Source organism: Streptomyces sp. NBC_00775, assembly GCF_036347135.1.
In the GTDB taxonomy this organism is placed as follows: Bacteria; Actinomycetota; Actinomycetes; order Streptomycetales; family Streptomycetaceae; genus Streptomyces; species Streptomyces lutosisoli.
In genome coordinates, this window is sequence record NZ_CP108938.1 from 6,946,570 (window position 1) to 6,973,152 (window position 26,583).

General features: G+C 71.5%; 29 protein-coding genes. 14 read left to right on the forward strand and 15 right to left on the reverse strand.

Annotated features, from left to right (window positions below):
* Positions 1 to 36: 36 nt before the first annotated feature.
* The 3 genes from OIC96_RS30930 to OIC96_RS30940 form a co-directional block, all read right to left on the reverse strand.
* Entirely contained in the window at positions 37 to 444 is a 408-nt protein-coding gene (locus OIC96_RS30930; RefSeq protein ID WP_330304707.1) for a rodlin, read from the reverse strand.
* A 127-nt stretch (positions 445 to 571) separates the two neighbouring features.
* On the reverse strand, positions 572 to 1,594 hold the full coding sequence (locus tag OIC96_RS30935) for an LCP family protein (RefSeq protein WP_330310110.1): 1,023 nt from the start codon (positions 1,592 to 1,594) through the stop codon (positions 572 to 574).
* Positions 1,595 to 1,705: 111 nt separating this feature from the next.
* Positions 1,706 to 2,116 carry a rodlin gene (locus tag OIC96_RS30940; RefSeq protein WP_330304706.1) on the reverse strand — a complete coding sequence of 137 codons (411 nt, stop codon included), beginning with the start codon at positions 2,114 to 2,116 and terminating at the stop codon, positions 1,706 to 1,708.
* 230 nt (positions 2,117 to 2,346) lie between these two features.
* Between OIC96_RS30940 and OIC96_RS30945 the strand changes: the two genes are divergently transcribed.
* The 3 genes from OIC96_RS30945 (at position 2,347) to OIC96_RS30955 (ending at position 4,458) form a co-directional block, all read left to right on the forward strand.
* Positions 2,347 to 2,757: a rodlin gene (locus tag OIC96_RS30945; protein WP_330304705.1), complete on the forward strand. Its 411-nt coding sequence runs from the start codon at positions 2,347 to 2,349 to the stop codon at positions 2,755 to 2,757.
* A 276-nt stretch (positions 2,758 to 3,033) separates the two neighbouring features.
* Positions 3,034 to 3,291 (forward strand): chaplin, encoded by a 258-nt coding sequence (locus OIC96_RS30950; RefSeq protein WP_330304704.1) that lies wholly within the window; start codon positions 3,034 to 3,036, stop codon positions 3,289 to 3,291.
* 138 nt (positions 3,292 to 3,429) lie between these two features.
* Positions 3,430 to 4,458, forward strand: a complete 1,029-nt coding sequence (locus tag OIC96_RS30955; protein ID WP_330310109.1) for a chaplin family protein — start codon at positions 3,430 to 3,432, stop codon at positions 4,456 to 4,458.
* Between the two features lie 94 nt (positions 4,459 to 4,552).
* Here the strand turns inward: OIC96_RS30955 and OIC96_RS30960 are convergent, their stop codons facing one another.
* Both OIC96_RS30960 and OIC96_RS30965 read right to left on the reverse strand, forming a co-directional pair.
* Positions 4,553 to 5,824 (reverse strand): NAD(P)-binding domain-containing protein, encoded by a 1,272-nt coding sequence (locus tag OIC96_RS30960; RefSeq protein ID WP_330304703.1) that lies wholly within the window; start codon positions 5,822 to 5,824, stop codon positions 4,553 to 4,555.
* A complete protein-coding gene (locus OIC96_RS30965; RefSeq protein WP_330304702.1) occupies positions 5,824 to 7,284 on the reverse strand; it encodes a carboxylate--amine ligase in 1,461 nt (486 codons plus the stop codon). Before OIC96_RS30965 ends, OIC96_RS30960 begins: the two co-directional genes overlap by 1 nt.
* A gap of 188 nt (positions 7,285 to 7,472) precedes the next feature.
* Between OIC96_RS30965 and OIC96_RS30970 the strand changes: the two genes are divergently transcribed.
* Positions 7,473 to 8,837, forward strand: a complete 1,365-nt coding sequence (locus OIC96_RS30970; protein ID WP_330304701.1) for a glycoside hydrolase family 26 protein — start codon at positions 7,473 to 7,475, stop codon at positions 8,835 to 8,837.
* Positions 8,838 to 8,859: 22 nt separating this feature from the next.
* Here the strand turns inward: OIC96_RS30970 and OIC96_RS30975 are convergent, their stop codons facing one another.
* The 9 genes from OIC96_RS30975 to OIC96_RS31015 form a co-directional block, all read right to left on the reverse strand.
* Positions 8,860 to 9,999 carry a GNAT family N-acetyltransferase gene (locus OIC96_RS30975; RefSeq protein WP_330304700.1) on the reverse strand — a complete coding sequence of 380 codons (1,140 nt, stop codon included), beginning with the start codon at positions 9,997 to 9,999 and terminating at the stop codon, positions 8,860 to 8,862.
* The gene (locus OIC96_RS30980) at positions 9,996 to 10,655 is read right to left on the reverse strand and encodes a lipopolysaccharide biosynthesis protein (RefSeq protein WP_330304699.1); all 660 of its coding nucleotides are present in this window, start codon (positions 10,653 to 10,655) and stop codon (positions 9,996 to 9,998) included. Before OIC96_RS30980 ends, OIC96_RS30975 begins: the two co-directional genes overlap by 4 nt.
* Before the next feature lie 17 nt (positions 10,656 to 10,672).
* Entirely contained in the window at positions 10,673 to 11,785 is a 1,113-nt protein-coding gene (locus OIC96_RS30985) for a glycosyltransferase (RefSeq protein WP_330304698.1), read from the reverse strand.
* Positions 11,785 to 12,477 (reverse strand): polysaccharide deacetylase family protein, encoded by a 693-nt coding sequence (locus OIC96_RS30990; RefSeq protein WP_330310108.1) that lies wholly within the window; start codon positions 12,475 to 12,477, stop codon positions 11,785 to 11,787. Before OIC96_RS30990 ends, OIC96_RS30985 begins: the two co-directional genes overlap by 1 nt.
* A 115-nt stretch (positions 12,478 to 12,592) precedes the next feature.
* Positions 12,593 to 14,287 carry a murein biosynthesis integral membrane protein MurJ gene (gene murJ, locus OIC96_RS30995; RefSeq protein ID WP_330304697.1) on the reverse strand — a complete coding sequence of 565 codons (1,695 nt, stop codon included), beginning with the start codon at positions 14,285 to 14,287 and terminating at the stop codon, positions 12,593 to 12,595.
* Positions 14,284 to 15,684, reverse strand: a complete 1,401-nt coding sequence (locus OIC96_RS31000; RefSeq protein WP_406501655.1) for an O-antigen ligase family protein — start codon at positions 15,682 to 15,684, stop codon at positions 14,284 to 14,286. Before OIC96_RS31000 ends, murJ begins: the two co-directional genes overlap by 4 nt.
* A 4-nt stretch (positions 15,685 to 15,688) precedes the next feature.
* The gene (locus OIC96_RS31005) at positions 15,689 to 17,125 is read right to left on the reverse strand and encodes an exopolysaccharide biosynthesis polyprenyl glycosylphosphotransferase (protein WP_330304696.1); all 1,437 of its coding nucleotides are present in this window, start codon (positions 17,123 to 17,125) and stop codon (positions 15,689 to 15,691) included.
* Positions 17,122 to 18,327 (reverse strand): glycosyltransferase family 4 protein, encoded by a 1,206-nt coding sequence (locus OIC96_RS31010; RefSeq protein ID WP_330304695.1) that lies wholly within the window; start codon positions 18,325 to 18,327, stop codon positions 17,122 to 17,124. The genes OIC96_RS31005 and OIC96_RS31010 overlap by 4 nt, the downstream gene beginning before the upstream one ends.
* A 37-nt stretch (positions 18,328 to 18,364) precedes the next feature.
* Positions 18,365 to 19,474 (reverse strand): DUF3344 domain-containing protein, encoded by a 1,110-nt coding sequence (locus OIC96_RS31015; RefSeq protein WP_330304694.1) that lies wholly within the window; start codon positions 19,472 to 19,474, stop codon positions 18,365 to 18,367.
* A 318-nt stretch (positions 19,475 to 19,792) separates the two neighbouring features.
* Between OIC96_RS31015 and OIC96_RS31020 the strand changes: the two genes are divergently transcribed.
* From OIC96_RS31020 to OIC96_RS31060, 9 genes are all read left to right on the forward strand, one after another.
* Positions 19,793 to 20,032: a chaplin gene (locus tag OIC96_RS31020; protein ID WP_330304693.1), complete on the forward strand. Its 240-nt coding sequence runs from the start codon at positions 19,793 to 19,795 to the stop codon at positions 20,030 to 20,032.
* Between the two features lie 231 nt (positions 20,033 to 20,263).
* Positions 20,264 to 21,019 carry a hypothetical protein gene (locus OIC96_RS31025; protein WP_330304692.1) on the forward strand — a complete coding sequence of 252 codons (756 nt, stop codon included), beginning with the start codon at positions 20,264 to 20,266 and terminating at the stop codon, positions 21,017 to 21,019.
* Between the two features lie 234 nt (positions 21,020 to 21,253).
* The gene (locus tag OIC96_RS31030) at positions 21,254 to 21,556 is read left to right on the forward strand and encodes a hypothetical protein (RefSeq protein WP_330310106.1); all 303 of its coding nucleotides are present in this window, start codon (positions 21,254 to 21,256) and stop codon (positions 21,554 to 21,556) included.
* An 87-nt stretch (positions 21,557 to 21,643) separates the two neighbouring features.
* The gene (locus OIC96_RS31035) at positions 21,644 to 21,883 is read left to right on the forward strand and encodes a chaplin (RefSeq protein WP_330304691.1); all 240 of its coding nucleotides are present in this window, start codon (positions 21,644 to 21,646) and stop codon (positions 21,881 to 21,883) included.
* Positions 21,884 to 22,086: 203 nt separating this feature from the next.
* Positions 22,087 to 22,584, forward strand: coding sequence for a DUF5949 family protein (locus OIC96_RS31040; RefSeq protein ID WP_330304690.1), 498 nt, complete (start codon positions 22,087 to 22,089; stop codon positions 22,582 to 22,584).
* Entirely contained in the window at positions 22,584 to 23,210 is a 627-nt protein-coding gene (locus tag OIC96_RS31045; protein ID WP_330304689.1) for a vitamin K epoxide reductase family protein, read from the forward strand. Before OIC96_RS31040 ends, OIC96_RS31045 begins: the two co-directional genes overlap by 1 nt.
* Positions 23,211 to 23,361: 151 nt before the next feature.
* Positions 23,362 to 23,880, forward strand: a complete 519-nt coding sequence (locus tag OIC96_RS31050) for a hypothetical protein (protein ID WP_330304688.1) — start codon at positions 23,362 to 23,364, stop codon at positions 23,878 to 23,880.
* 122 nt (positions 23,881 to 24,002) lie between these two features.
* Complete coding sequence (locus OIC96_RS31055) at positions 24,003 to 24,497, forward strand: tyrosinase cofactor (RefSeq protein ID WP_330304687.1); 495 nt, start codon at positions 24,003 to 24,005, stop codon at positions 24,495 to 24,497.
* Positions 24,481 to 25,347, forward strand: coding sequence for a tyrosinase family protein (locus OIC96_RS31060; RefSeq protein WP_330304686.1), 867 nt, complete (start codon positions 24,481 to 24,483; stop codon positions 25,345 to 25,347). The genes OIC96_RS31055 and OIC96_RS31060 overlap by 17 nt, the downstream gene beginning before the upstream one ends.
* Before the next feature lie 89 nt (positions 25,348 to 25,436).
* Here OIC96_RS31060 and OIC96_RS31065 read toward each other — a convergent pair whose 3' ends face one another.
* Positions 25,437 to 25,718, reverse strand: a complete 282-nt coding sequence (locus OIC96_RS31065; RefSeq protein WP_330304685.1) for a chaplin — start codon at positions 25,716 to 25,718, stop codon at positions 25,437 to 25,439.
* Between the two features lie 197 nt (positions 25,719 to 25,915).
* On the opposite strand from OIC96_RS31065, the gene OIC96_RS31070 reads away from it, so the two are divergent.
* A complete protein-coding gene (locus OIC96_RS31070) occupies positions 25,916 to 26,518 on the forward strand; it encodes a DUF2087 domain-containing protein (protein WP_330304684.1) in 603 nt (200 codons plus the stop codon).
* Positions 26,519 to 26,583: the final 65 nt, after the last annotated feature.

Genomic DNA, 26,583 nt, shown 5'->3' on the forward strand with positions numbered 1-26,583 from the left:
GAAGATCCGGTGCCCGCCGCCGACGGTCTGTCGGACTCAGCCGTTGCCCGTGCCGTTGCCCGCGAGTACGGAGATGTCGTCCAGGATGTGCGACAGCGGCTCGTCGCCCTTGGCCTGGGTGCTGTTCTCGACGCACTGCTGGTTCTGCGGGGAGGACAGGACGTTGATGTCCTGGACGTTGATCGGGACAGCGCCGACGAGGCCCTGCAGGTTCAGCTTGGCAGGCAGGCCGAGGCACGGCTTGTTCAGCGAACCCTGGACCAGCGAGAGCTGCGGGCTCAGGTCGCCCTTGGTGACCGAATTGCCGAACTTCGACGAGGCGCCGTTGCCGCTCGCGGAGGTGGTGCCGCTGTCGTCACCGATGGCGAGGGCCTGCGGTGCGGCCGTGGCCGCGAATCCGGCGACCGTGACGGCGACAGCCGCGGTTGCCCACAGCTTCTTCATGTTGGTTCCCTTCGAAAGGCGGACTCCGGGGGAGGAGCTGCGTGATCATCAACGCCCCGCCCCAGCCAGGGGTTGCGTACTTTGCCCTGTTTGGCGTAGCGCACCGCCCACGACGGACGCGCGCCCCTCAGCCGCACGCGTACGCGCTCCCCCGCACGGGCACGGTGCTGCCGAGGACGGTCGGCGGGTCCTTCGGTTTGGTCTGTGGGCCCTTCGCGACCAGCGGCCGGTCCTTGCGCACCTTCGCGAAGAGCGCGTCCGACTTCTCCCGGTCCCAGTCCAGTGCCGCGCCGATCCCCAGGTTGGCCGGGGTGAACCCGGCGATCGGCACCGTCACGAACTCCGTCGCCGAGGCCGGCAGCTTGCGCAGCGAGGCCGCGAGGTCCACCAGCTCGGTCACCGAGAAGCTCTGCGGCCCGGACCCGAGAAGCGTGTGCACCATGTCCGCCGTCCGCGCCGGGTCGGCCAGCAGCCCGCCCTGCACCCTTCGCAACGCCTGGACGAGGAACCGCTGCTGACGCTGGATCCGGCCGAGGTCGGCGCTGGAGTCGACATGCCGTGAGCGGACGTACTGCAGCGCCTGCCCGCCGCCCAGCCGGTGCTTGCCGGGCTCGAGGTCGAGCTTGGTCGCCGAGTCCTTCAGCGGCCGAGGCGTGCACACCTCGACGCCGCCGACGGTGTCCACGGTGTCCATGAAGCGCCGGAAGTCCACCTCCAGGAATCGGTCGATGCGCACGCCGGTCATCGACTCCACGGTCTGCATCGCGAGGTCCGGACCGCCTTCCTGGTACGCCGCGTTGATCTTCGCCGGATGCGGCGGGCGTTCCTTGCCGTTCGGCTCGTAGCGGTACGGCGGGATCTCGGCGTGGGAGTCGCGCGGCATGCTGATCACGCTGACGCGGTCCCGGTGGGCCGAGAGATGGACCAGCATCAGGACGTCCGAGCAGCCGCAGGGATGTCCGCCCGCGTGGAACTCGTGTTTCTCGGCGTCGCTGATGGTGTTGCGTTCGTCGGTGCCCATCAGCAGGATGTTCATCGCGCGCGGAGCGTGCTCCCGGCCGGGGAGCGCGGAACTGCCGAGCAGCGCGCCGGTGGCGGCCAGGACGATTCCGGGAATCGCCAGGCGCCGCGGCAAAGGGTTTCTCTTCATCGTCACGCGCCGGACGCTAAAGCAGCGGGCCGCCGATGTATCGGCGGCCCGCTGGTGGGGCGGAGAAACCACCCCGGGGGCTCAGGAAAAGAACCCGTTCAGCGCGTCGGATCAGTGGTTGGCCGCACCGTTGCCCGAGAGGGCGGAGATGTCGTCCAGGATGTGCGACAGCGGCTCGTCGCCCTTGGCCTGGGTGGAGTTCTCGACGCACTGCTGGTTCTGCGGGGAGGACAGGACGTTGATGTCCTGGACGTTGATCGGGACAGCGCCGACGAGGCCCTGCAGGTTCCCCTTGACGGGCAGGCCGATGCACGGCTTGTTGAGGGAGCCCTGGATGAGGGCCATCTGGGGGCTCATGTTGCCGAAGGTGGCCGAGTTGCCGAACGCCTGGTGCGCGCCGTTGCCGCTCGCGGAGGTGGTGCCGTGGTCGTTGCCGATGGCGAGCGCCGGAGCTGCTGCGGCGGCGGTGGCGCCGACGGCGGAAGCAGCGACCGCGGCAGTGGCCAGTACCTTCTTGATCACGTGTAAGTCCCTTCGTGTGAAACCCCGTCCACCGGAGCTTTCTGATTAACTTCCCTCGCCCTGTTTGGTTGCTCCGCTTCACCCCGATGGCCTATGGGGACGAACTCCCTTCGGCGGCTCGGAAAAAACCGATCGAGTGAAGGATCGAAACCAATCCCGGCACGCCCTGTTGGTTCGGTGGCAGGCACATGGCCCTGGCCCGGAGCCAGGGCAGGGAAAGGAATAGCGAAATGCTGAAAAAGGCAATGGCCGCGGCGGCGGTCGCCGCTTCCGTCGTCGGTATGTCCGCGGCGGTCGCCCCTCAGGCGCTTGCCATCGGGGACGACCACGGCACCACCTCCGCCAGCGGCAACGGTGCGCACGAGGCGTTCGGCAACTCGGTGACCAAGGGCGACTTGAGCCCGCAGGCCACGTTGGTCCAGGGCTCCCTGAACAAGCTGTGCGTCGGCCTGCCCGTCAAGGGGAACGTGCAGGGCATCCTCGCAGCGGTCCCGATCGACGTCCAGGACATCAACGTCCTGTCCTCCCCGCAGAACCAGCAGTGTGCCGAGAACTCCACCCAGGCCAAGGGCGACGAGCCGCTGTCGCACATCCTGGACGACATCTCCGTACTCGCCGGCAACGGCGTGGGCAACGGCTGACGTTCACCGGCGCTGCCCTCCGGACGGTCCGTCGCTTTTTCCAGCGGGCCGTCCGGAGGCATTTTGCTGACGTTCGGTCAACTTCCCTCGCCGCTCAGGCGAGATGTTTCCCTTTCCAATGGGCCCGACGTGTCAATTATATGACAGCGTTCGAGTGAATTCCTGGGCGGCGCACGTTCGTTAGTTTCTTCCGCCGTCTATCTCTCGTTTGCAGCCTGCAGGTCATGGTGCGAGCCGTTCAAGCTGTGCTCGCTCGGTTTCGGCCGTCAAAGGGGCATGACCGCAGAGAAGGGAAAGTACGTGAAGCTCAAGAAGAGCGCTGCCGTCGTCGCGGGCACGATCATGGCTCTGGGAATGGCCGCCCCGGCCTTCGCCGACGCCGATGCCCATGGTGCTGCCGTCGGTTCCCCGGGTGTCCTCTCGGGCAACGTGGTCCAGGTGCCCATCCACATTCCCGTCAACGTGTGCGGCAACTCGGTCAACGTCGTCGGCCTGCTGAACCCGACGATCGGCAACAGCTGCATCAACGACTGACGCGACGGCAGACCAGCTGCCTCGACTGCGTCACGGCCGGCCTTGGACCGACTCTTGGGTTCCAAGGCCGGCTTTCCTCACTTCTTCACTTCTTCAAGCAGGAAGACCACGAGATTGCGACAGACGCTGAGTAAGGGAATGGTCGTGGCCGCGGCTGCGACGAGCATCCTGTCCCTGTACGCCACCCCCGCCTTCGCGGACTCGAACGCGAACGGAGCGGCCACGGACTCGCCCGGCGTCGCGTCGGGCAACACCGTCCAGGTTCCGGTGAACGTGCCGGTGAACGCCTGCGGCAACTCCGTCAACATCGTCGCCGCGCTCAACCCGGCGTTCGGGAACTCCTGTGCCAACGGCTCGGGATCGCACGGTTTGCACAAGTCGCACGAGTCGCGCGGCACGCAGAAGCCGCACGAGGCGCACCGGTCGCACGGTGCGCCGCGGCACGCCGCCCCCTCCTCCCATGACGACTCGTCCGGCTACGGCTCCGGCTATGGCTCCGGCGACTCGGGCGGCGGTTACGGCGGCGGGTACGGCGAGGACTTCGGCGGTGGCTACGGTGGTGGCTACGGCGAGGACCACGGCGGTGGCTACGGCGGCAGCTCCGACTACGGTGACTCGACGGGTCCGTACGGCGATTCATCCGGATCTTCGACGTACGGCGAGACGCACGACTCGCCCGGCGTCGGGTCGGGTGACCACGCCGAGGTGCCGGTGGACGTTCCGGTCGAGGCATGTGGCGACACGGTGGACGTGATCGGCATCGGCAACCCCGTCTTCGGCAACGATTGCGCCGACGAGGACACGCCCCCGTCCACGCCGCCGCACACCCCTCCGCCGACGGGCTATGACCAGCCTCCGACGGACACCCCGCCCACGACTCCTCCGCACACCCCTCCGCCGACGGGCCACGACCAGCCTCCGACGGACGACACCCCGCCCAGCACCCCGCCCCCCACGGGCCACGACCAGCCCCCTGGTCCGCCCCCCACGGGTCAGGACCAGCCCCCTGGTCCGCCGCCCACGGGTCAGGACCAGCCCCCTGGTCCGCCCGCCACGCTGCCGCAGACCGGCAGTGAGGACGTGCTCGCGGCCTCGGCCGTCAGCGTCGCCCTGCTGGCGGGGGGAGCCCTGCTCTACCGACGAGGCCGAGCCGCGTCCCGCCGGTAGCAGCATTTCGCTCTGGGTGCCGGACGCCTCGTCGCGCCCGGCACCCAAGTCGGTTCCGGAGCCCGGCTCCTGAGGCGGTGTCAGCACCCCTCGCTCAGCGTCCCGCGCCGAGCTCCATGTCCGCCGCACGCCGCTGCCGCGCCCCGGGCGCCGGGATCCGCCCGCCCGTCGGCCCTGTACGCAACCGTCGCCGCACGCCCCGTACGAGCGTGCCCGCCGTGAAGGACGCGCCGTGCACGAAGCGCATGGCGGGGCCGAAGCCGGAGGCCGTCACCAGGCCCGCCATGAAGAGGCCCGGCACCGAGGACTCGAAGTACCGGCCGACTTCCGGTGAACCGTCGGCCACCGCCGCGAGGCTCCCGCGCAGTTCGTCGGAGAGCAGCCCGAGCCGCTCGCGCGTCGCCGTGAACCCGGTGGCCGCGATGACGTGTTCGGTCTCCAGGGACGTCGGCCGGCCGCCGCGGGTCACCGTCTCCAGCCGTACGGCGCCCCCCGACGCGTAGGCCGCCGCGACCTCATGACCCAGCATCAGCTCGACGACGGGCTCGACGCGGTCGCGCACCCACCACGCGCCCGCCGGACCCAGTGCCGTGGCCGCGATCCGGGCGCGGCTGGTCTCCGGGAGGCGATGGAAGAGGCCGGGGCGCTCGGCGTAGAACCAGTTGCGCCAGCCGCAGCCCAGGCCGCTGTGCGGGGAGCGGGCCGACTGCCACCAGGGGCGCTCCCAGGCAGGGGGCACGTCGTTCCAGTTCAGCTGGTCGGCGCGGGCCAGGACCCGTACCCGCGTGCCCTGTTCGGCGAGCAGGGCCGCCGTCTCCAGCGCGGCCTGGCCGCCGCCGATCACCGTGACGTCGCGGCCCCGGAAGCGGGAGAGTTCGCCGTGGTGGCTGCTGTGCGAGACATACGCGGGGCCGAGGCCGCGCAGCGCGGCGGGCACCTCGACGAAGGGCATGACACCGACGGCCAGGGCGACCGTGCGGGCGCGCAGGACCGCGCCGTCCTCGGTGGTCGCCTCGAAGCCGCCGGGGCAGCGCTGGACGCGGACGACGACGCGCTCGTCGACGTCCGGCACGGCGTTGCGGGCGAACCACAGGCCGTACGAGGCGAACATCTCGACCGGGATCGGCTCGCCGTGCCGCGCTTCCACACCCCGGCCCGCGCAGTACGTGTCGAGGCGCCAGCGGTTCTCGGGGTCGGAGAGGTTGGACGCCCACGGCTCCGACTTCAGGAACATGCCGCGGGGCATGTGGTCGCGCCAGGACGCCATGGGCCTGCCGAGGACACGCAGGCTCATCCCGGCCGCCGCGGCGTGGGACGCGATGGACAGGCCGTAGGGGCCGGCTCCCACCACCAGGAGGTCGTACATCAGCAGCTGCTCGCTTTCTCGTCGTCGGCCAGGGAATCGGTCAGGGAGATCGGCCCGCCGGGCGGTCGCACGAGCGGGGTGTCCGCCGTCGCGAGCGCCGTCGGCTGTGGCTCCGCGACCGGCGCGGGCACCAGTGCCTTCGTGCCCGCTGTCGGCTGTGGCTCCGCGACCGGCGCGGGCACCAGTGCCTTCGTGCCCGCTGTCGGCTGCGGCTCCGTGACCGGCGCGGGCACCAGTGCCTTCGTGTCCGCCGTCGTCCGCGGCTCCTTGTCCGGCTTGGGCAGCAACCGCCGTACGCGTTGCAGCAGGCGCAGCGCCACATGGCGGCACCACAGGCCCCACATCACGAGGCCGGGGGCGCGGTCGTCCGGGGCGTGCCAGGCCAGTTCGCGCTCCCCGGCGCGCGGCCGCAGCGCGCTGAGCGGGGCGTAGTTCTCCACCACGAACGCGCGGCCCGGCAGGGGTGCCGGGTCCGGCAGCGGACGGTGTGTCAGATCCAGGTGCAGGGCGCGTACGACGTCCAGGCCGGCGCCGTCCGCGAAGAGCCGGAACTGGGCGCCGGGGCGGGGGTTGAAGTCGAGCAGGTGGTAGCGGCCCGTCGTGTCGTCCCTGCGGAAGTCGAGGTCGAAGATGCCGCGGTAGCCGAGTTTCCCGATGAGCTGTTCGACGAGCGCCTGGAGCTGCGGGTTCGGCGTCCAGCGGCCGACGGCGGTCAGTCCGGCGCCGCGCGGCCAGGCGCGCTGCTTGCGGCCCGGCCCGCCGCCGTGCAGCGCCCCGGACCGGTCGGCGTACCCGTGGAAGAACCAGTCGCGGTCGAGCCCGGGCGGCAGGAAGGCCTGGAGCAGCAGCCGGCTGCCCGCCTCCTCGGCGCGCAGATACAGCGACTGCGCCTCCTGCGCCGAGCGCACCACCACCGTGCTGCGCAGCCCCGTCCCGGCGGGCACCAGCCAGGGGCGGCTCCACTTCGCCACCACCGGCAGCCCCAACTGCCAGGCCGCCGCGGCCGCCTGCGCCGGGCTCTCCGGGACCAGCGTCACCGGGTGCGGAATGCCCACGCTCTCGCAGACGGCGGCCAGTTCGGCCTTGTCGGCCACGCGCTCGGCGAGCGGGCCGGGCTGCTGCGGCAGCAGATAGCCGTGGGTGAGTTCCTCGCGCAGCCGGCTCACCGCCACGGCACTCGCGTCATCCATGGGGACCAGTACGGCGGGGCGGGAAACGCGGGCGGCCACTCGGCGCAATACGGCGATGATTTCCGCGGCGGATGAACCGGGCCGTGGCGGGGGATGCATCTCACAGACAAAACGCGACCTGCGTACGGGACTTCCCTCGGAATCGGCGACGACATGCACCTCTACGCCCGCTCTCCCGAGTGAGCGTACGGCCCCCAGCGTTCCATGATGAAAGGGATTCCGGTCGATCCGCAGGAGAACGGCGGGGACGCGGGTGTCGAGAAACGGCACGGACAGTTTCCTCCGGATCGGTCACCCGTGCGGGTGAACATCACACTCGAAGGCCGAAGCCTCGGTTGGCGGAATGGGTATTCATATGACTGAGTGTCAGTAGTCGGAATGGATATCGGAGCATCAAGCACGTCGAGTGCGCCGGGTGTATCGAGCACAACAGAGCAATAAAGCGGAGAGGAGCAGGCATGGCCCCACAGCAGCAACGGCCCCGGAGCAGACGGCTGGCGAGCGTCGCGGCCGGCATCGTCGCGTCGGTCGCCCTTGCGTCGGGTCCGGGATACGCCGTGGGTGCCGGGGTGGTGCGGGTCGCCGATCCTCCGGCGCCGACACCGACGTCGGTGACGCCGCCGGCCGCCTCCTCGACCACCGACGTCGTGGCACCGCCCGCGCCGGCCGTCACACCGCCGGCCGTCACACCGACCGCCGTGACGCCAACCGCCGTGACGCCGACCGCCGTGACCCCGGCCCTCACACCGCCCGCCACGCCCACGCAGACCACGGCGCCCGCGGCCGAGCAGAAGCCCACCGCGGAAGCCCCTGCCATCGGCGCCTACCTCGACTTCGGCCCCAGCGGTATCGCCCGGATGGAGGAGCTCAGCAACTGGCTGGGCGGCGCCGAGCTGCGGGTCGGGCACACGTATCTGCCGGGCGACCGCTGGAGCAACATCGAGGGCGCGCCCGGATTCCTCGACGCCTGGGCGGACTGGCGGGAGGAGCAGGACGACCGGATGCTCGTCCTCAACGTGCCGATGCTGGAGCGCAACGAGGAGCACGTCTCCGACGCCGAGGTGAGCCTTCTGCTGCGCGAGGGCGCGGCCGGACTGTTCGACCACCATTTCCGCGCGCTCGCCGAGCGGCTGGTCGAGCTGAAGGCGCAGGACACCGTCATCGTGCTCGGCTGGGAAATGAACGGCATTACGTACACCCATCGCTGCGGTCCCGACCCGGAGGCCTGGAAGAAGTACTGGAACAGAATCGTCACCACCATGCGGGCGGTGCCGGGACAGAAATTCCGGTTCGACTTCGCCCCGAACCGCGGCAAGGACGCCATTCCCTGGACGCAGTGCTATCCCGGGGACGACACGGTCGACATCGTCGGCATGGACTCGTACGATCAGCCGACGGGACTGTCATTCGACGAGCAGGTGAAAGAGCCGTTCGGGCTTCAGCAGCAGGTGGACTTCGCGAAATCCCACGGCAAGCCCATTTCCTATCCTGAATGGGGGCTCTTCCGCAACGGCGACAACGCGGTGTACATGAAGCGCATGCTCGCGTGGATGGACGAGCACAAGCCGCTGTACAACTCGCTCACCGATTACTGCCCGCACGGTGTGTGGCAGTGCGGGCAGAACCCGAAGGCGTCCGAGGTGTATCGCGAGGCGCTCTTCGGCCACACCGACCAGACATCCGACCCCACACCCGAGCCGACCGTTCCGCTCACGCCGGTGCACCCGCCCAACTGCTCGCCGCTGGACCTGGGCGACTGGGTCGAGTACTGGCTCGGCGGGAAGCTGTGCCTGCGCCTCGACTGGTGGTCGCGCACCCGGTGAGACCGGGCGAGCGGCAGGTCGTTCAGGGCCTGCCGCCACCGCGCTCCCTCCAACGGTGCACCAGCTCCTTGCCCCGGCGCCGCGCGGCGACGTCGCAGACGACCGCCGACATCAGCGGCGCGGTGCGGCGCCGGGCGAGGAGCAGCCGCTGGTTGACGACGGACTCCGGGCGCCAGTGGTGCTTGTACGGCTCGTCGCCGCGCAGCAGGCTCAGCGCCCCGCGTCCGCCCGCCTCGGTGTGCTGGGCGCAGGCGTTGAGCAGCATCACCGCCACATCCGCCTTGCGTTCGCGCAGCCGCGGATGGGCGCCGTACAGATAGCCGCCCGCCACGCTCCGCGACAGCAGGGTGAGGTCCACGGCCATCACAGTGTCGTCGAGCCGGAACTCGGTGACGACCGCGTCCCCGGAGCGCACCATCGGGCCCACCGACCGGACCAGATGCTCGGAGAACCGGTCCTGGAGGTGCTCCGACGTCACCTTGCGGCCCTCCCACTGCAATTGGTGCAGCTCCAGCAGCCGCCGCAGCGCCGCGTCCACCTCGTCGGGGCGCACGGCGCGCTGCTCGACCCCCAGCGCGGTGAGCTTGCGCAGCTTGGCCCGTACGCGCTGGGCCTTCGCCGACGGGAGCCGGCCCACCAGTTCGTCCATCGAGGTGGCGGGCAGCTCCAGGCAGAGCGAGTCCCGCACCCGGCGGCGGGGCCCGCGCCAGCGCTCGTAGATCCGCTCCACCGCACCGCCGGGCCGCACCTCACGGAAGTCGATCAGCGCGGTGCGGGCGGCCCGCGACAGCCCCTCGGTGAGCGTCGCCGCCGCCCGGTCGGTGTGCTCGTCGTCGATGAGTACGTCCCCGTAGTCGGAGATCGCCCCGCCGAGCGGGACCAGCGCGGGCAGCGGCCGGCGGACGCGCATCAGCGGCGCGACCGCCCGGAGTTCACCGCCGTCGCGCACGACCACCAGGCGCAGCCGCCCGGGGGTGCCGTACGAGAGCCACCAGGAGTGCAGCCAGGCGTGGCTCTGGAACGGGGTGGCCGCACCGCACCGCCGGTACAGGCGGCCCCAGGCCGGGCCCAGCTCGGCGAACTCGCGTTCGTCGGTGCAGAGCTCGGCCCGCAGCGTCCTGCCGGACTCGGTGCCGATGTCGGCCCGCAGAGTGCCGCTCACAGTTGCCCGTGCACATCGGCGGCGGGGGCCGGGCTCGGCACGGAGGCCGGGCGCGCAGGGTCCGTGGTCCGCCGGGGGCGCACGAGCAGCACCAGCCCGCCGAGCAGTCCGCCCGCGCTGGCGCCCACCAGGCCCGTCACCTTCTTCGGGGGCGAGGACGGTGCGGTCGGCTTCACCGCGCGGGAGAACGGGACGAGTTCGACGTGGGTGGTGCCCTGGCTGTCGTTCGCGTGCCGGGTCAGCGAGCGTGAGACGGCGTTGGCCATGTCGGCGGCGATGCCCGGGTGTGCGGAAGTGGCCGAGACGGCGACCATCGGGGCGTCGGGCGAGGTCGCGGTCTGCACGCTCCGCTGGAGCGTCTTCACCGGCACTCCGGCCCACACCTGCGCGTCCCCGAGCACGGCGAGCTCCGTGGCGACACGGCCGTACGCCTGGGCGAAGCCGAGCGCGGCCGCCGGGTCCCCCTTCTCGGTCGGTACGGCGATGACGTAACTGGTGGCGGTGTACGTCGGGGTCTTCACCACGCCGTACGCGCCGCCGAGCAGTCCGCCGAGCACGGTGCCGGCGGCGAGCACGGACCACGGCACCAGGGTCTTCTTCGCGCGGGCGAAGCCCGTTCCCGTCGGGCGTTGGCCTCTGTTGGGGTTTTCGGTCATGAGCAACTCACTCCCAGTCAGGTGCAGGAGACAGCGGCCGCGTACACGTCCATGAGCTGTGCGGCGCTGCGCGTGATGCAGTAGTGGTGGGCGGCGTGCGGTACCGAGCGGGGCGCGGGGCCCTGCGCGCGGGTTCCGGCCAGGGCGTGGGCGAACGAGTCCGCGCCGCCCTGGACACGGCGGGCCCCGCGGGCGGCGCCCGGGGGCAGGTCCTCGACGGCCGGGCAGGAGACGTACAGCACCGGCAGTCCGGCCGCCATCGCCTCCACGACGGCCAGCCCGAACGCCTCCTCGGCGCTGGGCGAGGCGAGGACGTCCATGGCGGCTATCAGCGATGGCAGATCGGCCCCGGGGAAGCCGCCGGTGGGGCGCTCACCGGTGAACAGCACCCGGTCCGCGACCCCGGAGTGCTGCGCGGCCCGCCGCAGCACGCTCTCCTCGTCGCCGCCGCCGACCAGCAACAGCCAGTAGTCGCCGGGCAGCCCGGCCAGCGCGCGGATCAGGACGTCGAACCGTTTGCCCGCCGTGAGCCTGCCGATGCCTCCGACGACGTAGGCGCCTTCCGGCAGTCCGAGCCGGCGGCGGGTGCGTTCGCGCAGCAGCGGGTCGAAGCGGAAGCGGGCCACGTCGATGCCGTTGGGCACGATCTCGATGCGGGGTCCGGGCACGCCCCAGCGGCGCAGCCGGTCGGCGACGGTCGGCGAGACGGCGACGGTGGACCGGCCCAGGCGCTCACTGGCCAGGTACAGTGCACGGACGCCCGCGCTCAGCCTGCGCCCCTCCATCTGCGAGTCGCCGAGCGAGTGTTCGGTCGCCACGACGGCCTTCACCCCGGCGAGACGCGCGGCGAGCCGCCCGTACACGCAGGCCCGGTAGAGGTGGGTGTGCACGAGGTCGTACCGGCCGGCGCGGATCACCTTCACCAGACGGGGGAGGGCGGCGACGTCGCGGTTCCCGGCCATGCCGAGGTGGATGACGCGTACGCCGTCGTCGGTGAGCCCGTCGGCGACCGCGCCCGGGTTGGTGAGCGTCACCACGTCGCAGTCGACCGGCAGGTGCCTTAGCAGCAGCCGCAACTGCTGCTCCGCGCCGCCGACGCCGAGGCCGGTGATGATGTGCAGGGCCTTCATCAGACCCCCTCGACCGGGCGCCGGCGCACGCGGTGCAGCCGGTGCTTCAGCAGCAGGCGTACGGCGGTGTCGTTCTCGCCGATGTGGACGCGGGGCAGGGCGTGCGGGCCGGTCAGCGGGCCGGGGTCGATCGCGCAGGCGTACGTGTATCCGGCGCCGCGTACGGCGTCGACGACCCGGGGGTCGATGGTCCCGTACGGGTAGCAGAAGCCGTCGACGTGAGCACCGATCAACTCCGAGAGCACCGCTCTGCTTTCGGCGACCTCGGCGTGCAGGAGCGCGTCGTCGGCCTGTGTCAGATCGACATGGGTGAGTCCGTGCGAGCCGACCTCGATGCCCTCGGAGGCGGCGGCGAGCCGGATGCCCTGCTTGCTCAGCAGCGGCTTGCGGGGGCCGAGCGGATCCCAGGCGTTGTCGCCGCCCATCCGTCCGGGCAGGACGAAGAGGGTGGCGCCGCAGTCGTGGCGGTGCAGCAGGGGAAGGGCGGACTCGATGAAGTCGGCGTACCCGTCGTCGAAGGTGAGACCCACCAGGCCCTGTCCCCGGCCGCGGGCGCGGGCGGCGAGCAGATCGGCCATGCTCACCCCGCGCAGACCGCGCCGCCGGAGCCACCCGAGCTGCTGGTCGAGGCGGTCCGGGGAGACCGTGATGCGGTACGGGTCGTCGGAGCAGTCGCCGACGGAGTGGTACATGGCCACCCAGGGGGGCGGATGGACCGCGTGTCTCGGGGTGCGTCTGGTGCCTGTGGTGCCGGTGGTGTCGCGAGGGCTGTCGGACCCGAGGGATCCGTTGGACCTGTTGGTGTTGTCAGCGGAAACGGACATGCGGGAGCCTTCGTGTGACGGAACGGAGTGCGGGCGCGAAGCCCTGGACCCGCAGGGCCCAGGCCAGCAGGGCGAAGACGACGGTCACGGCCGTGCCGCCGGCGACGAGGCCGAGCACGGGGGAGTGCGCGCGGCTCGCGCACAGCGCCCCGGCCACGGAGGCGACCAGCGCCGCGCGCACCGGTTTGCCGAGCTCGACCACCACACGGCGGGTGTGGATCGGCACACTGCGCGGGCCCATGCCGTACAGCAGGAGCAGGGCGCTGACGGTGATGCCGGCGGCGTTGGCGGCGGCGATCCCGCACACCCCCCAGGAGCCGACGGTCAGCGCGCCGATCCAGGAGGTCGCGATGATCCCCGCGGTCATCGCGAACAGCGGGTACCAGGTGGGTCGTCCTCGGGAGAAGTACGAGCGGACGAGCGCGCCCACCAGTACCTGACCGAGCAGCCCGACGGCGTACACGCGCATCACGGCGGCGGTGGCGGCGGTGTCCTGAGCGGTGAACGCGCCGCGCTGGAAGAGCAGTTCGATGATCTGCGGAGCGCACGCGACGACCGCCGCCGTACCCAGGAGCACCGTGCAGGAGACGAGCGCCAGGTCGCGCTCCACACGGGTGCGGGCCCGCTCGGTGTCACCCTCGGCGAGCGCCTGCGCGACCACCGGGAAGGTGACGGTGCACAGCATCAGCGAGAGCACCATCGGCATCTGGGCCACTTTCTGGGCGTAGTTCAGATGCGAGATGGCGCCCGCGGGCAGCGAGGAGGCCAGGAAGCGTTCGATGAGGACCTGCGACTGACGGCACAGCCCGAAGAGCAGCACCGTGGTGATCAGGGTCAGGTCCATCGGGCGGGCCGCCTCGCCGCCCAGGTCGGCCTCGGTCGCCTCCCGGTGCCTGAGCTGCCGCCAGAGCGAGGGCACCTGCACCGCCACCATCAGTGCGCCGCCGACCGCGACACCCAGGGCCGCCGAGCGCACGCCCCAGTGGCCGCCGAGGACGAACATCGCGGTGATGATGCCGATGTTGTACGCCACGTAGATCACCGCGGGCGCGACGAACCGCCGGTGCGCCCGCAGCGCCGCGCTGCAGTACCCGGCGAGCCCGAAGCTCAGGACGCAGGTCGCGGTCAGCCGGGTGCAGTCCACGGCGAGCCCGGGATCGGGCAGGCCGGGTGCGAGGGCCGCGACCAGGTACGGCGCCCCCAGGATCAGCGCCCCGGACACGGCCATGAAGGCCAGCGACAGCCGGGGCAGCGTGGCGGCCACCAGGGAACGGACCGGGTCGCCGGCCGCACCCTGGGCGCGACGGGCGACGGCCAGGCTGAACGCGGGGATCAGCACGAAGGCCAGCCCGTCCTCGATCAGCAGCGTCGAGGCGAACTCCGGGACTGTCCAGGCGACCAGGAAGGCGTCCGTCTCGGACCCGGCCCCGAAGAGATGCGCCAGCGCCTGGTCACGGCCGAGGCCCAGCAGGGCTCCGGCGATCGAGAGCCCGATGGTGACGAGGGCGGCCTTGGCGAGGAAGCGGTGGGAGGCGGGCTCCAGGGACGTGGCGGGGGCCGGGGAAGCGCTGCGGGCGGCCGGGAGGAGCACCGAGCCGTCGGCGCCGGTCTCGGCGTCGGTCCCGGTGTCGGTCCCGGCCTCGGGGTCGCTGTCAGCCCGCGGCGGCGTCACCGTCATCGTGTCGCGGCCTCTGGCGACGGGCCCGACGCGGCCGGCGAAACCGGCGTGCGCGACGCTCCGCGCGCCGTGGAGTTCACGGAGGCCGGGGAGGCCTGGTCCACCAGCGCCCACCAGCCCACGAGCCCGAAGACGACGGCCGTCAGCACCGTCGAGGGGCCGCCGATGTCGGCGTACACGAAGTCGATCAACTGCCAGATGAGCAGCCCGCAGCCGACGAGCGCGCAGTCGATGCCCGACGGCGTCCGCCGCACCCGGACGAGCCCGCGCAGCCCGCACACCAGCAGGGCCAGCCAGCTGCCCGCGAGGGCGAGCAGTCCGATCAGACCCTGCTCGCTGAGCACCAGCAGATACATGTTGTGCGGGGAGAGCAGCGGCTGCTTGCGGTAGGCGGCGCCGGCGCCTCCGGTGTCGCTGCCCGAGGAGAGGGCGAGCGAGGCGTGTCCGTCGCGGTGGTCGGGGAACGCCTTCAGACCGACGCCGGTCAGCGGGTGTTCGCTCCACATGTCGACGGCCGCCGCCCACATCGTGTACCGGTCGACGACCGACTGGTCCGGCGCGTCGGCGACCTGCGTGATGCTGCTGATCCGCTCCTGGAGCATCACGGTGCCGACACCGAGCCCGCCCACCAGGATCACCGCGGCGGCGGCCACCGCCGCGCCCACCTTCACCGCGCGCCGCATCCCGGCCAGCGCCAGCTGCGCGCCGCACGTCGCGGCCGTGGCGATCCACGCGCCCCGGCTGAACGACAGGGCGAGCGGCAGCAGCAGCACCAGCGAGCACGCGATGGCGGCGGCGCGCTGCCGCGCCGTACCCGGTCCGAGCGCGAGGCCGACCGCGCACACCAGTCCGAAGGCGACCACGGTCGCCATCCCCATGATGTCCGAGGCCCCGAAGGTGCCCACGGCCCGGATGTCCTCGCCCATGTACATGGCACCGGTCCCGGTGACGTACTGGCGCACCCCGATCGCCCCCTGCCACAGGGCCAGACCGACGAACGACCAGGCCAGCAGCCGGAAGTCGCGCCGGTCCCGGACCAGCAGCAGCACCGCGGCCGGGACGAGCACGAAGATCTGCAGATAGCGGGCGAGGCCGGTGATCCCGGCCCCCGGGTTCGCCGCCCCGGCCGCCGCGATCGCGAGGCCGACCACGGGAAGCCCGATGACCAGCGCGGCGGTGCCGGACAGGGGGCGCCGCCGGCCGCGCAGGAGACGCAGCGCGCAGCACAGCACGACCAGACCCGAGACGGCGTCCGCGATGGTCGCGCCGCTTTCGCCGCCGGGTGCGACGGGTAGCCCGAGCAGGGCGATCACCGCCACGACCGGCAGCACGGGCAGCGCGCGCCGCAGAGCGGACGCCATCGTGTCCAGAGGCGTAAGGGGCAGGGCTTGGCTCATCGGCTCAGCTCCCCGTCGAGCGTACGAGTGCGGCGGCGGTGCGCAGCAGGATGCAGATGTCCTGCCACAGCGACCAGTTGTCGATGTACGCGTTGTCGAACCGGCAGCGGTCCTCGATCGAGGTGTCGCCGCGCAGCCCGTGGATCTGGGCGAGACCCGTGATGCCGGTCTGCATCCGGTGCCGGGCCGCGTAACCCGGATAGGCCTGACTGAACTTGCCCACGAAATAAGGCCGTTCGGGGCGTGGGCCGACCAGGCTCATATCGCCCCAGAAGACGTTCCAGAGCTGGAGCAGCTCGTCGAGCGAGGTGCGCCGCAGGAAGTGGCAGAAGGGGCTCATCTCCCGCTCGTTCGCGACGCTCCAGCGGGTCGCGGCCTCGTGCGCGTCGACCGGGCGGTGGGTGCGGAACTTCAGCAGCGTGAAGGGCCGCCCGTCCTTGCCGATGCGCTCCTGCTTGAAGACCACACCGGGCCCGTCGCTCAGCCGCAGCGCCACCGCGCACACCAGTAGCAGCGGGCTGACCAGCAGCAACAGTGTCCCGGAAACGGCGACGTCGAGAAGCCGCTTGCCGACGCTGCCACGGCGCCGCACGACGGACAGCCGCCGGCAGGAGAACCCGGCGAGCGTGTGATGGCCGGCCTTGTCGTACGAGGACGAGTCCGCGTCGACCTCCCACAGCGCGCAGCCCGCCTCGGCCAGCGCCCGCAGCAGCGGGCCGCGCGCGCTCGGCGGCTCGACGACGAGCACGGCCCGCACACTGTTCTGGATGAGGGCGCGCTGCACTTCCTCGACGGTGGTCAGGACCGGCAGTCCCTCGCCTCCGGCCGGCTGGTCGGCGACGATGCCCACCGGCCGTACCCCGCATCCCGGATGGCGCAGGAAGGCCGCGGACACCCGCTGGGCCGTCGCGGCGGGGCCGATCACCAGGGCGGTGCTGGGGCGCAGCACAAGGGCCCGGCGGCGCCGCCAGTGCACCGTGCCGCGCCCGGCGCAGCTCACCGCCGACTGCAGGGCGCAGCCCGCGGCCAGGGTCCGGGCGGACAGCTCGCCGGCCGGGGACAGCGCCGCCAGCAGGGCCGCGAGCGTGCACCAGGTCACCACGATCCGCGCGCAGACCGCGGGCAGTTCGTCCAGCACGGCGGGCACGGGCTCGGGGAGGTACAGCGACGCCCGCGTGTTCAGGCCGACCACGCCGAGCAGCAGCGCGACGACGAGCAGCGGGTGCCGCTGGGTCTCGCTGAGCGCCTGCCCGGTGGCCAGCGCCGCGATGCCGTCCACGGCGACCAGCGGCAGCCACGAGGCGGGCCGCGCGGTGGTGCGCTGCCCGGCCGGGAACCTGAAGCCGCCGACGGCCCCGCGTGGAGGGATGACCGAGACGGGCGAGAATCCGTACTCCCGGGGCTGTCCGCCGGGGGAGGGAACGGCGCTTTCCGCAGTCACGTGTGGCTGGACTCCCTGCACTCGGTGTGGTCCCCGCACCTGACGCGCCCGGCGTGCTGTGCCTGACGGCCGCTCAGCAGTTCGCGGTACACCTCCGCGACCGCGTCGGTCGCGCGTCGCACGTCGTGCGTGGTCAGTACGTGGCGGCGACCCTGGTTGCCGAGCGACTCACACAGCAGCGGATCGGACAGCAGGCCGCAGATCGCCTCGGCCAGCGGGCCGGGCGCCTCAGCGGGCACCAGACAGCGCGTGCCGAGTCCCGGCGGCAGGCTCTCCCGGGCGCCGTCCACATCGGTCAGCACGACCGGGCGCCCGCAGGCCATGGCCTCCAGCGGAGCCAGCGCCATGCCTTCCCAACGGGACGGCAGCACCACCAGATCGGCGGCCTGGTACCAGGGCACGGCATCGGGAGCGGCCCCCGCGAACAGCACGTCGCCGGGCGCCCGGGCGCGCAGCCGCTCCGCGTCCGGCCCGTCGCCCACCAGCACGAGCCGGGCCCCGGGCACCCGCCGCCGCACCGAACTCCACGCCTCCAGCAGAACGTCCTGCCCCTTCTGCCGGCACAGCCGCCCCACGCAGACCACCAGCGGAGTCGTCGCATCGACCCCGGCCGCGGCGAGCAGCGGAATCCCGGCCCGTACGGGGTCCACGGCAGCCGGGTGGAAACGCGCCGCGTCGACCCCGTTGGGGATCACACACCACCGCGCGCGCACCCCGGCGCGTACGCCGGTCGCGCGCTCCGCCTCGCTCACACACACCACCCGGGACGCCCAGCGCGCCCCCCACCGCTCCCACGTCAGCGCGAACCGCGCGGCGACCCCGTCGACGGCCTCGAACGACCAGGCGTGCGGCTGGAACACGGTCGGCACCCGCCCGCGCACGGCGAGCCGGGCCGCGAGCCCGGCCTTGGCGCTGTGCGCGTGCACCACATCGGGCCGCGCCCGCGCGACGACACGACCGAGCCGTCGTACCTCCCGCGGCAGCAGCGGCCCCGGCGCACGCGTCGCCTGCCAAGGCCGTACGTCGGCGCCGAGCGCCCGGAGCGCCTGGGAGAACCCCCCGTCGTCCGGACACGCGACGGTGACATGCGTCCCGGTGGCGAGCTGTGCCCTCACCAGGTCCATAACCACCCGGGCGACACCGCCGTCGACGGGCTGGGTGAGGTGAAGGACCCGCGACGGAGGGGCGGTTGACAGTTGCATGCGCGGTTCCTCGCTCACGGGCGCGCGGAGGCGCGCGTCACTGCTTCGCGTCGACGGCGGCGAACAGTGCCCCGACCCAGGCCGCGTCCCGCTGCGAAACGAGCCGGAAGGCCAACTGGTCACCCCCGGGCCGGATCCCCTTACCGAGTTCGAGGACGTCGGAGTCGTAGCCGAGCGTGTTCGGGTACGCGGGCGCCCGGTCCATGGCGACGGTCTCCGGGTCGCTGATCGTCGAGTTCAGTACGTCGTCACCGGGATTGGCCGAGTCGCCCAGTGCCGTCGGCTCGCCGTGCCCGGTCGACACGGTCAGCGAGTCGCCCTTGCTCCCGCGGTCGCCGTTGTACGCGACAAGCCCTACCCGGCCGCCGGCGTTCTCGGGGAACGGCATACGGGACAGCCGGATCTCCCGGTCCTCGCGCGGGCCGAGCGTGTCGAAGCCGTCCCACACCGACAGATGCCGCAGCGGCTCCGACTTCTTCTCGTACGCGACCATCAGGGTCCAGCCGCCCCAGGCCCCGGCGGCGGACTTGCCCATCGCCACATTGACCTGGGCCACCGTGTACAGCCCCGAACCACTCGCCCGCACCAGCTTGGTGACGTCCGCGGAGGCCTGGAACGCGTCGGCCCCGCGCGCCACCCGGTGCCCGATCACCTGGTCCGCGAGCACCGCCTTGTACTCGCCGCCGGGTTCGGCGATCAGCACCCGCCCGTTGGCCTTCGGCGGCTTCTGCTCGCCGACACGGAGGTTGCCGCCCCAGTACAGCCGCGCGTACGTGACGTGGGCGCCCTCGGGCAGACGGACCTCCGCGCGGCTGGAGTTGTAGGTGTTCGGGTCCTTGTCGACGTCGATGTAGTACATGTCGAAGTCGCCGTTCGCGCCGGACCCGCCCTCGCGCGCGTCGGGGCACGAGGGGGCCGCCGCGCGGAGGGCGCGGAGGGCGGCGGGAGTCGTACGACAGCTGATGGACGCGTTGGCCGCCCGCACGATTCCGCCGTGCTGGAGCGCGTGGTACCGCTGCGTGAAGTTGAGGCTCTTCGCCTCCGCGGCGGGCGGTGCGGCCGTCGCGGGGCCGGGTGCCCAGAGAGTGGCGAGGGCGGAGCAGCCCACCATCGCACGGCGCAGCAGAAGACCTGGGGAATTACGCATGACCGGCGGTGCCCTTTCGGCGGAAAAGGTTCTGGACCAGCGGACGGACGGAAATCTGCAGATCACATGTGTGCGCGTTGACTCCCCGTCTGATTCCGACGTCTGCCGACGTCTGTTTCCAAGCGGCCTCGGGAGGTGCCCGACTCTAGCTGCTATCCGTATTTATTCTATGAAACCCGACAAGTGTGTCGGAATCGTGAAGCCGGCGGTCGCGAGATCACCCCTTTGGAGGCACAACCCGCGCGTGTGCCGCGCGTTGATTCCAGAGCCGGGCATCCCCGCCCGGATGCTGTGTCGACTCCCAAGGAGCACTTCCCCATGTCGCGTATCGCGAAGGGCCTGGCCCTGACCTCCGTTGCTGCCGCCGCAATGGCGGGCACCGCCGGCATCGCCGCCGCCGACAGCGACGCACACGGCGTTGCCGCCCACTCCCCGGGCGTTGTGTCGGGCAATGTCATCCAGGTTCCCGTCCACGTCCCGGTCAACGTCTGCGGGAACACCGTCAACATCATCGCTCTGCTGAACCCCACGTTCGGCAACACCTGCGCCAACGACTGACGTCAGCGCGGCCCCTTCTGCCGGCCGTCCTCCCCATGGGGAGGACGGCCGGTCCGCGTTGCCCCGAATGGAGGGAAGGGGGTGGTGAGCTCCCGGCATGGCCCCTCACCAGGGATGACGCCGGTGGCCAGGGTGTCGGGCCGCTACGCGGAGCAGACGATCGGTTGCAGGCGGCGATGATCGCTTACACGGTGAGCACAAGATCCGATGCAACCATCGAAGGGAACATCCATGCGAGCTCTGCCCGCACGGCGCATAGCCTCCTCCGTACTCTGCGCCACGCTCCTGCTGGGGATCGCCGCACCGGTCGCGATAGCCGCGGACGGCGACTCGGCGCGTGGCCGCACCCATGCGGCGGCACCCGTACCCGGCGCGGACGCGCTTCTGGCGCAGGTCCAGGCCCTGGGCGACATCGGCGGCGTACTGGCCCCGGTCACCGATCTGCTCAACGCCGTGCTCAAGGCGGACAACGGCCAGCTCTCCGCCGACCAGGCGGCGACGCTCGGTCAGGCCGTCAAGGACGCGATCGCCAAGGTCACCGTGGTGGCTCCGGTGACACCCCCGGTCGCGCTGCCCTCCCCGACCACCGACCCGGCCACGGCGACGGACACAGCCGCGACGACCCTGCCCGCGACGCCCACGCTTCCGACGGCGGTGCCCACCCTGCCCTCGCTGACGAAGAGCGCCAAGGCGGCCCGCGCCGAGGCTCCGACGGACCTCAAGGGTGACGCGCTGACCGCCCTGCAGACCGCGGTCGACACGCTGCTCAAGGCGGTCACGTCCGGCGACGTCACCCAGGTCGTGCCCGCGGCCACCGCCGTCGTGACGGGCCTCGTCAACTTCGTCGTCGCCACGGTGCTCGGCGGCGGACTGCCGGTGCCGAACCTGCCCGGCCTGCCGCCGCTCCCGAGCCTGACGAGCACGTTGCCGACGACCGCGCTGCCCACGAGTTCGCTGCCGACGACCGGCCTGCTGCCCGCCTCCTGAGCGCGGAGAGCGGTCCGAGGCGAAGCAGTCGCCACCCAGCCGTCGTGCCGACCGTCCCTGGTCGGCGCGGCGGCTGTGTGAGTGTGGGGGTCTTATATGAGAATGCGACACGCCGTTCATTCGGGTGGGGTGCAGGAAATTTCTGCACGCGGGGTTTCCGTCGGGTCCGGGGCTCGTTAGTCGGGGCGAAGAGGAATTCCCTCTGGTGAATGAGTTGCCGAAGAAAGGAACATGATGAAGTCCCTGAAGGCCGCCGCTGTCGTCGCCGGGTCCATGGTCATCGCTGGTGCCGCCGCGCCCGCCTTTGCCGTCGAGGCTTCCGACACCATGCCCACCAGCCTCAACGGCGCCCTGGAGACCATCACCAGCCAGCACTCGCTCAGCCTGGAGGACGTGCAGCCCCTGCAGCACCAGTCGAACGCGCTCGACACCGAGAACAAGAGCTCCGTGCTCAGCACCGTGAACGGCGCGACGAAGGCGCTCAACGCGGCCGGCGGCCCCTCGCAGCTCCTCGGCGGACTTCCCCTCCCGCACTAACCGGTTCTCTTTCATCGCGTGTCTTTCCGCAAGGCCTGCGGGCATCTCCCTAGGCTTTGGGGCAAATCTCCCAGGAAAGGGCTGACGATGAACACTGCCAAGAAGGCCGCTCTTATCTTCGCCACCGCGAGTATGGCCGCGGGCGCCGCCTCGGGCAGCGCCTTCGCCGACGCCGGTGCCGAGGGCGCGGCGCTCAAGTCCCCGGGTGTCCTCTCCGGCAACGTCATTCAGGTCCCCGTGCACGTGCCGGTGAACATCTGCGGCAACACGGTCAACGTCGTCGGCGTGCTGAACCCGGCGATCGGCAACGCCTGCATCAACGACTGACGTCGTACACCGACCGTCGACGTCCATTGATGTCGTGCGCGGTGTTGTACGCGTTCTGAAAGGGCCGACTCCGCATCCCACGGAGTCGGCCCTTTCGCGCTGTTCGAAAAGCGTCCCTCGTTCGTGTGGTCGGCCGCCGGGGTATCGCCCGAGTGGGTGAGAAATCGGCGGGGCCCGTTAGGGCGCGTCGATAGGGTTCCGCGGTGACCTCAACCTCAAGCGAAACGCGCCCTTTCCGGGCCGCCGATCTCGGCACGCTCGCCGTCATCGCGTTCAGCGGTGATGCTCCCGACGGCGACATGCCCTATCTCCTCGCCTACTCCCTGGGCGACGGCGAAGGCGGCCCGGAGGGCACCAAGGCCGCCGTCGAGCGGCTGCTGAGCGACAACGGTCTGCCCGTCGGCGACACGCTCCTCGACGGTTCCCGGCGGCCGAGCCTGCCGCTCACCCTGCTCGTCCAGGCGGGCCAGGCCGTCGTCACGATGCCGCACCTCAACGCCCAGTGCCTCGTGCCGCCGGAGTGGCTCGCGGCGGTCGGCGAACGCGGCTACGCCTACTTCCTGTTCGCCACCCGTGCCTGGCCCGACGCCGTGCCCGGCAAGCCCGTCGAGCCGGAGAGCCTGGCGGCCTTCGCGGGTGACGAGGGGACCCTGCTCAGCGCGGCGCATGTGCTCCTGCCCGTGCGCAGCCTGCGCGGCTGATGACGTCCACCGCGGGACGGGTGACGGGCGGCGGCGGGGCGGTGGTGCGGACCGCGGGCGGCAGCCGCGCGTTCGCCCTGCTGCTGGTGATCACCGGTGCGGCGGGTCTTCTTGCCGCGTGGGTCATCACGATCGACAAGTTCAAGCTGCTGGAGAACCCGAACTTCGTGCCCGGGTGCAGCCTGAACCCGGTCGTCTCCTGCGGCAACATCATGAAGAGCGAGCAGGCCTCGGCCTTCGGGTTCCCCAACCCGATGCTGGGCCTGGTGGCGTACGGCATTGTCATCTGCGTCGGCATGAGCCTGCTCGCCCGGGCCGTCTTCCCGCGCTGGTACTGGCTGACCTTCAACGCGGGCACGCTCTTCGGCGTCGGATTCTGCACCTGGCTGCAGTTCCAGTCGCTCTACCGCATCAACTCGCTGTGCCTGTGGTGCTGTCTGGCGTGGGTCGCCACGATCATCATGTTCTGGTACGTGACGTCGTTCAACGTACGAAATGAATTCCTGCCCGCGCCGGGCTGGTTGAGAGGATTCCTCGGGGAGTTCACCTGGGTCCCGCCGGTGCTGCACATCGGCATCATCGGGATGCTGATCCTGACCCGCTGGTGGGATTTCTGGACCAGCTGAATATTGGGACGAGCCGATTATCGGGACGGCTCACTATGCGGACGAGCCGACTATTGGGCCCGTCGGGGGAATCTTGAACTGATGGCGTTCTCAGGATCGTTACGCGGTACGGACGCTGAGCCCCCGAAGCCTGAAAGGGACCGTACCTGAGATGAAGCCGACCACACGAGGAACTCTCGCCGCCGTCATGACCGGCGTCGCGGCAGCGGTGGGCGCCGCCGCCGCGGCCCCCGCCGTCGCGGCTGACACGGTCCCCATCCCCGTACCGCTGAACGGTGTCGAGCAGTCCCTCAACCTGCGGGCGCCCAAGATCGCCGGGCAGCTGCCGCTGCCCATGCCGGGCGCGCCCGAGGGGCCCCGGTATGTCGAGGGTCGGCTGCTTCCCGATCGGGCCGTACCGCAACTGCCGCTCGCCGCCGGGCTGCCCGGGGCGGACATCCGCACGCCCCTCCCGCACATCCTCGGGCACGGCTTCGACCACCTCGGTGTCGGTGCGCCCGCGGCCGACCTGCGGACGCTGACCCCCGGGCTGTCCCCGGACGCCCCGCTCACCGCGCCGAACTCCGACAGGTTCGGCCTCCCGGATCTGAAGCTCCCGCAGGCCGCCGTGCTCGCACCGCTGTTGAAGACCGTGCCCGGCGCGAATCTGGAGACGGGGTCCGGGGCCTAGCCACACCCGGGGGTGAGGCCCGGGTGTCTGCCCCGGGCCCGCGGCCCGAACCACCGGGGGCCGCCGTCGTTGAACCCGACTGAGGCCGAGTGAAGCCGGCCCGATCCGCCGAGGAGAGAACCATGTTCGTCAGCAGGGTGCCGAGCAGAGTACCGAGTGGCATGTCGAGCCGTGTGTCGAGCGGAGTGCCGGTGACCCGGCGGGGCGCGATGCGCGGCCTGCTCGTGTCGGCCGTCGCCGTGGCGCTCACCCCGGTCGTCGCGGCCTCGCGGCCCCCGCGCCCGCCTCGTACCCAGGACTTCTCCTTCGACGAGGTGTACCGCGGCCGGCACATCCTCGGTACGCGGACCGGCCTGGACGGCCGGGCCGCGTTCGACGGCGGCGAGTGGCATGTCACCGTCGACGGCCGGCCCTTGCATCTGATGCGCCGCGCGGACGGCAGCTATCTGAGCATGGTGGACCACTACCAGTCGTACCCCACCCCACTCGCCGCGGCCCGCGCGGCCGTCGACGAACTCGGCCCCTCGGAACATCTGCGGGACATGAACGCGGCCGGCAACGGCGTGACGGGCAGCGGCGCGAAGGGGGGCGGCCACCAGCATGGTGTACACGCGTAAGGACGTCAGCACGCTGACCCGCGCCGAGCGGCGCCGCTTCGTCGCCGCGATGCTGGAGGTCAAACGCAGGGGCGAGTACGACGAGTTCGTCCGGATGCACATCGAGTACTACGTCCCGGACGGCGACGGCGGACTGCGTACGGCCCATATGGCGCCCTCCTTCCTGCCCTGGCACCGGCGGTTCCTGCTGGACCTGGAACGGGCGCTGCGCCGCGTCGACTCCGGGGTGAGCGTGCCGTACTGGGACTGGACGCGGGACCGCACGCCGTCCTCCGCGCCGTGGACCAAGGACCTGCTCGGCGGCGACGGACGGCGCTCGGACCGGCAGGTCATGACCGGGCCCTTCGCCTACGCGCACGGGAAGTGGACCATCAAGGAGGGGGTGACCGACGGCGAGTTCCTCACGCGCGAGTTCGGCCGCCCGCAGAACCCGATCCAGCTGCCCACGAAGAGCGAGCTGGACTCCGCCCTGGGAGATCCTGTCTACGACACGGCCCCCTGGAACTCCACGTCCACCGAAGGGTTCCGCAACAGGCTCGAAGGATGGGGACGGGGCTCCGGCAGCGTGGCCTGGCGCAACCACAACCGGGTCCACCGCTGGGTCGGCGGCCATATGCTCGGCGGCGCCTCGGTCAACGACCCCGTCTTCTGGCTGCACCACGCCTTCGTGGACCTCCAGTGGTCCCGCTGGCAGAAGCGGCACCCCGGCGCGCGCTATCTGCCCGCGCGACCGCCAGGGCTGGGCGACTCACAGTACGGCCGGGTCATCGCACGGCACGAGGCGATGCCGCCGTGGAGCGTGACACCGGACGCGATGGAGGACCACAGCAAGGTGTACCGGTACGCGTAGGACCGTTCCGGTACGCGTAGGACACGTCATACGGCGAGGCCCCCGGCAGAGAGTGCTGCCGGGGGCCTTCTTCGTGCGTGCGTCAGGTGTCAGTTGCCGTAGCCGTAGCCGCCGTGGCCCTTGTCGTGCCCGCCGTCGTTCACGCAGGTGTTGCCGAACGTCGGGTTCAGTAGGGCGATGATGTTGACGGTGTTCCCACACAGGTTGACCGGCACGTTGACCGGGACCTGGATGACGTTGCCCGAAACGACGCCGGGGGAGCCGACGGCCTCGCCCTGGGCGCCCGCGTCCGCCAGGGCCAGGCCGGCTCCGCTGAGCACCACGGCGCCCGTGCCGACAGCGACAACAGCGGCCTTAGCGATGCGAGACATCACGTTCTCCTTTGACTCGGTGGCTGCGCGGCTGCATGGGCGCGACCGCACGCCCCCTTCAACGCGCCCATCCACACCTGGTCACGGCGTTCATCCGGGGATCACTCTTTCCGCACAGGCCAGTACGTCCGCCTGCCGTGTCGCAGGGGCGGAAATTCACTTCGGCTCGCGGTATCCCCTCAACTAGCCTGCCGGACATGCCGACCGACCAAGCGACCGACGAAGCGACCGACCCGACAACCGGCGTGACCGGCCTCGCCGGCGTTGCCGGCGTGATCGGCCTGTTCGCCGAGGAGACCAGGGCACGTGCCTTCGCCGCTGTGGCCCTTGGCGCGGACACCCCCGCGAAGGTCATGGAGAAGGCGGGACTGTCCCCGAAGGACGCGGCCGTGGCGCTGCGGCGCCTTCAGGAGCAGGGGGTGATCACGCGCGACGACGGGGGACTGGGCGTCGCCTACGGCCGCTTCCGGGAACTCGCGCGCTCCGCGCGGGCGGTGCCACTCGCCGAGAGCTACGGCTCCGGGGACGAGCAGAGCGAGACGGTCCTGCGGACCTTCGTGCGGGACGGGCGCCTGGTGCGGCTGCCCGCCCAGTGGGAGCGCAAGCTGGTCGTGCTCCGGCACATCGCCGAGCGGACCTTCGAGCCGGGCGTCGAGTACCCGGAGCGGACCGTGAACGAGAAGCTGCGCGCCTGGTGCGAGGACGCGCCGGTCGACCATGTGACGCTACGGCGGTATCTGGTGGACCTGCATCATCTGCACCGGCAGAACGGCCTCTACTGGCGGCCCGCGACGGCCTGAGGCACCCGGTGGCCTGAGGCCGCCCGAGGTGCTTGGTGGCCCGTGGTGTCCCGTGGTGGCCTGGG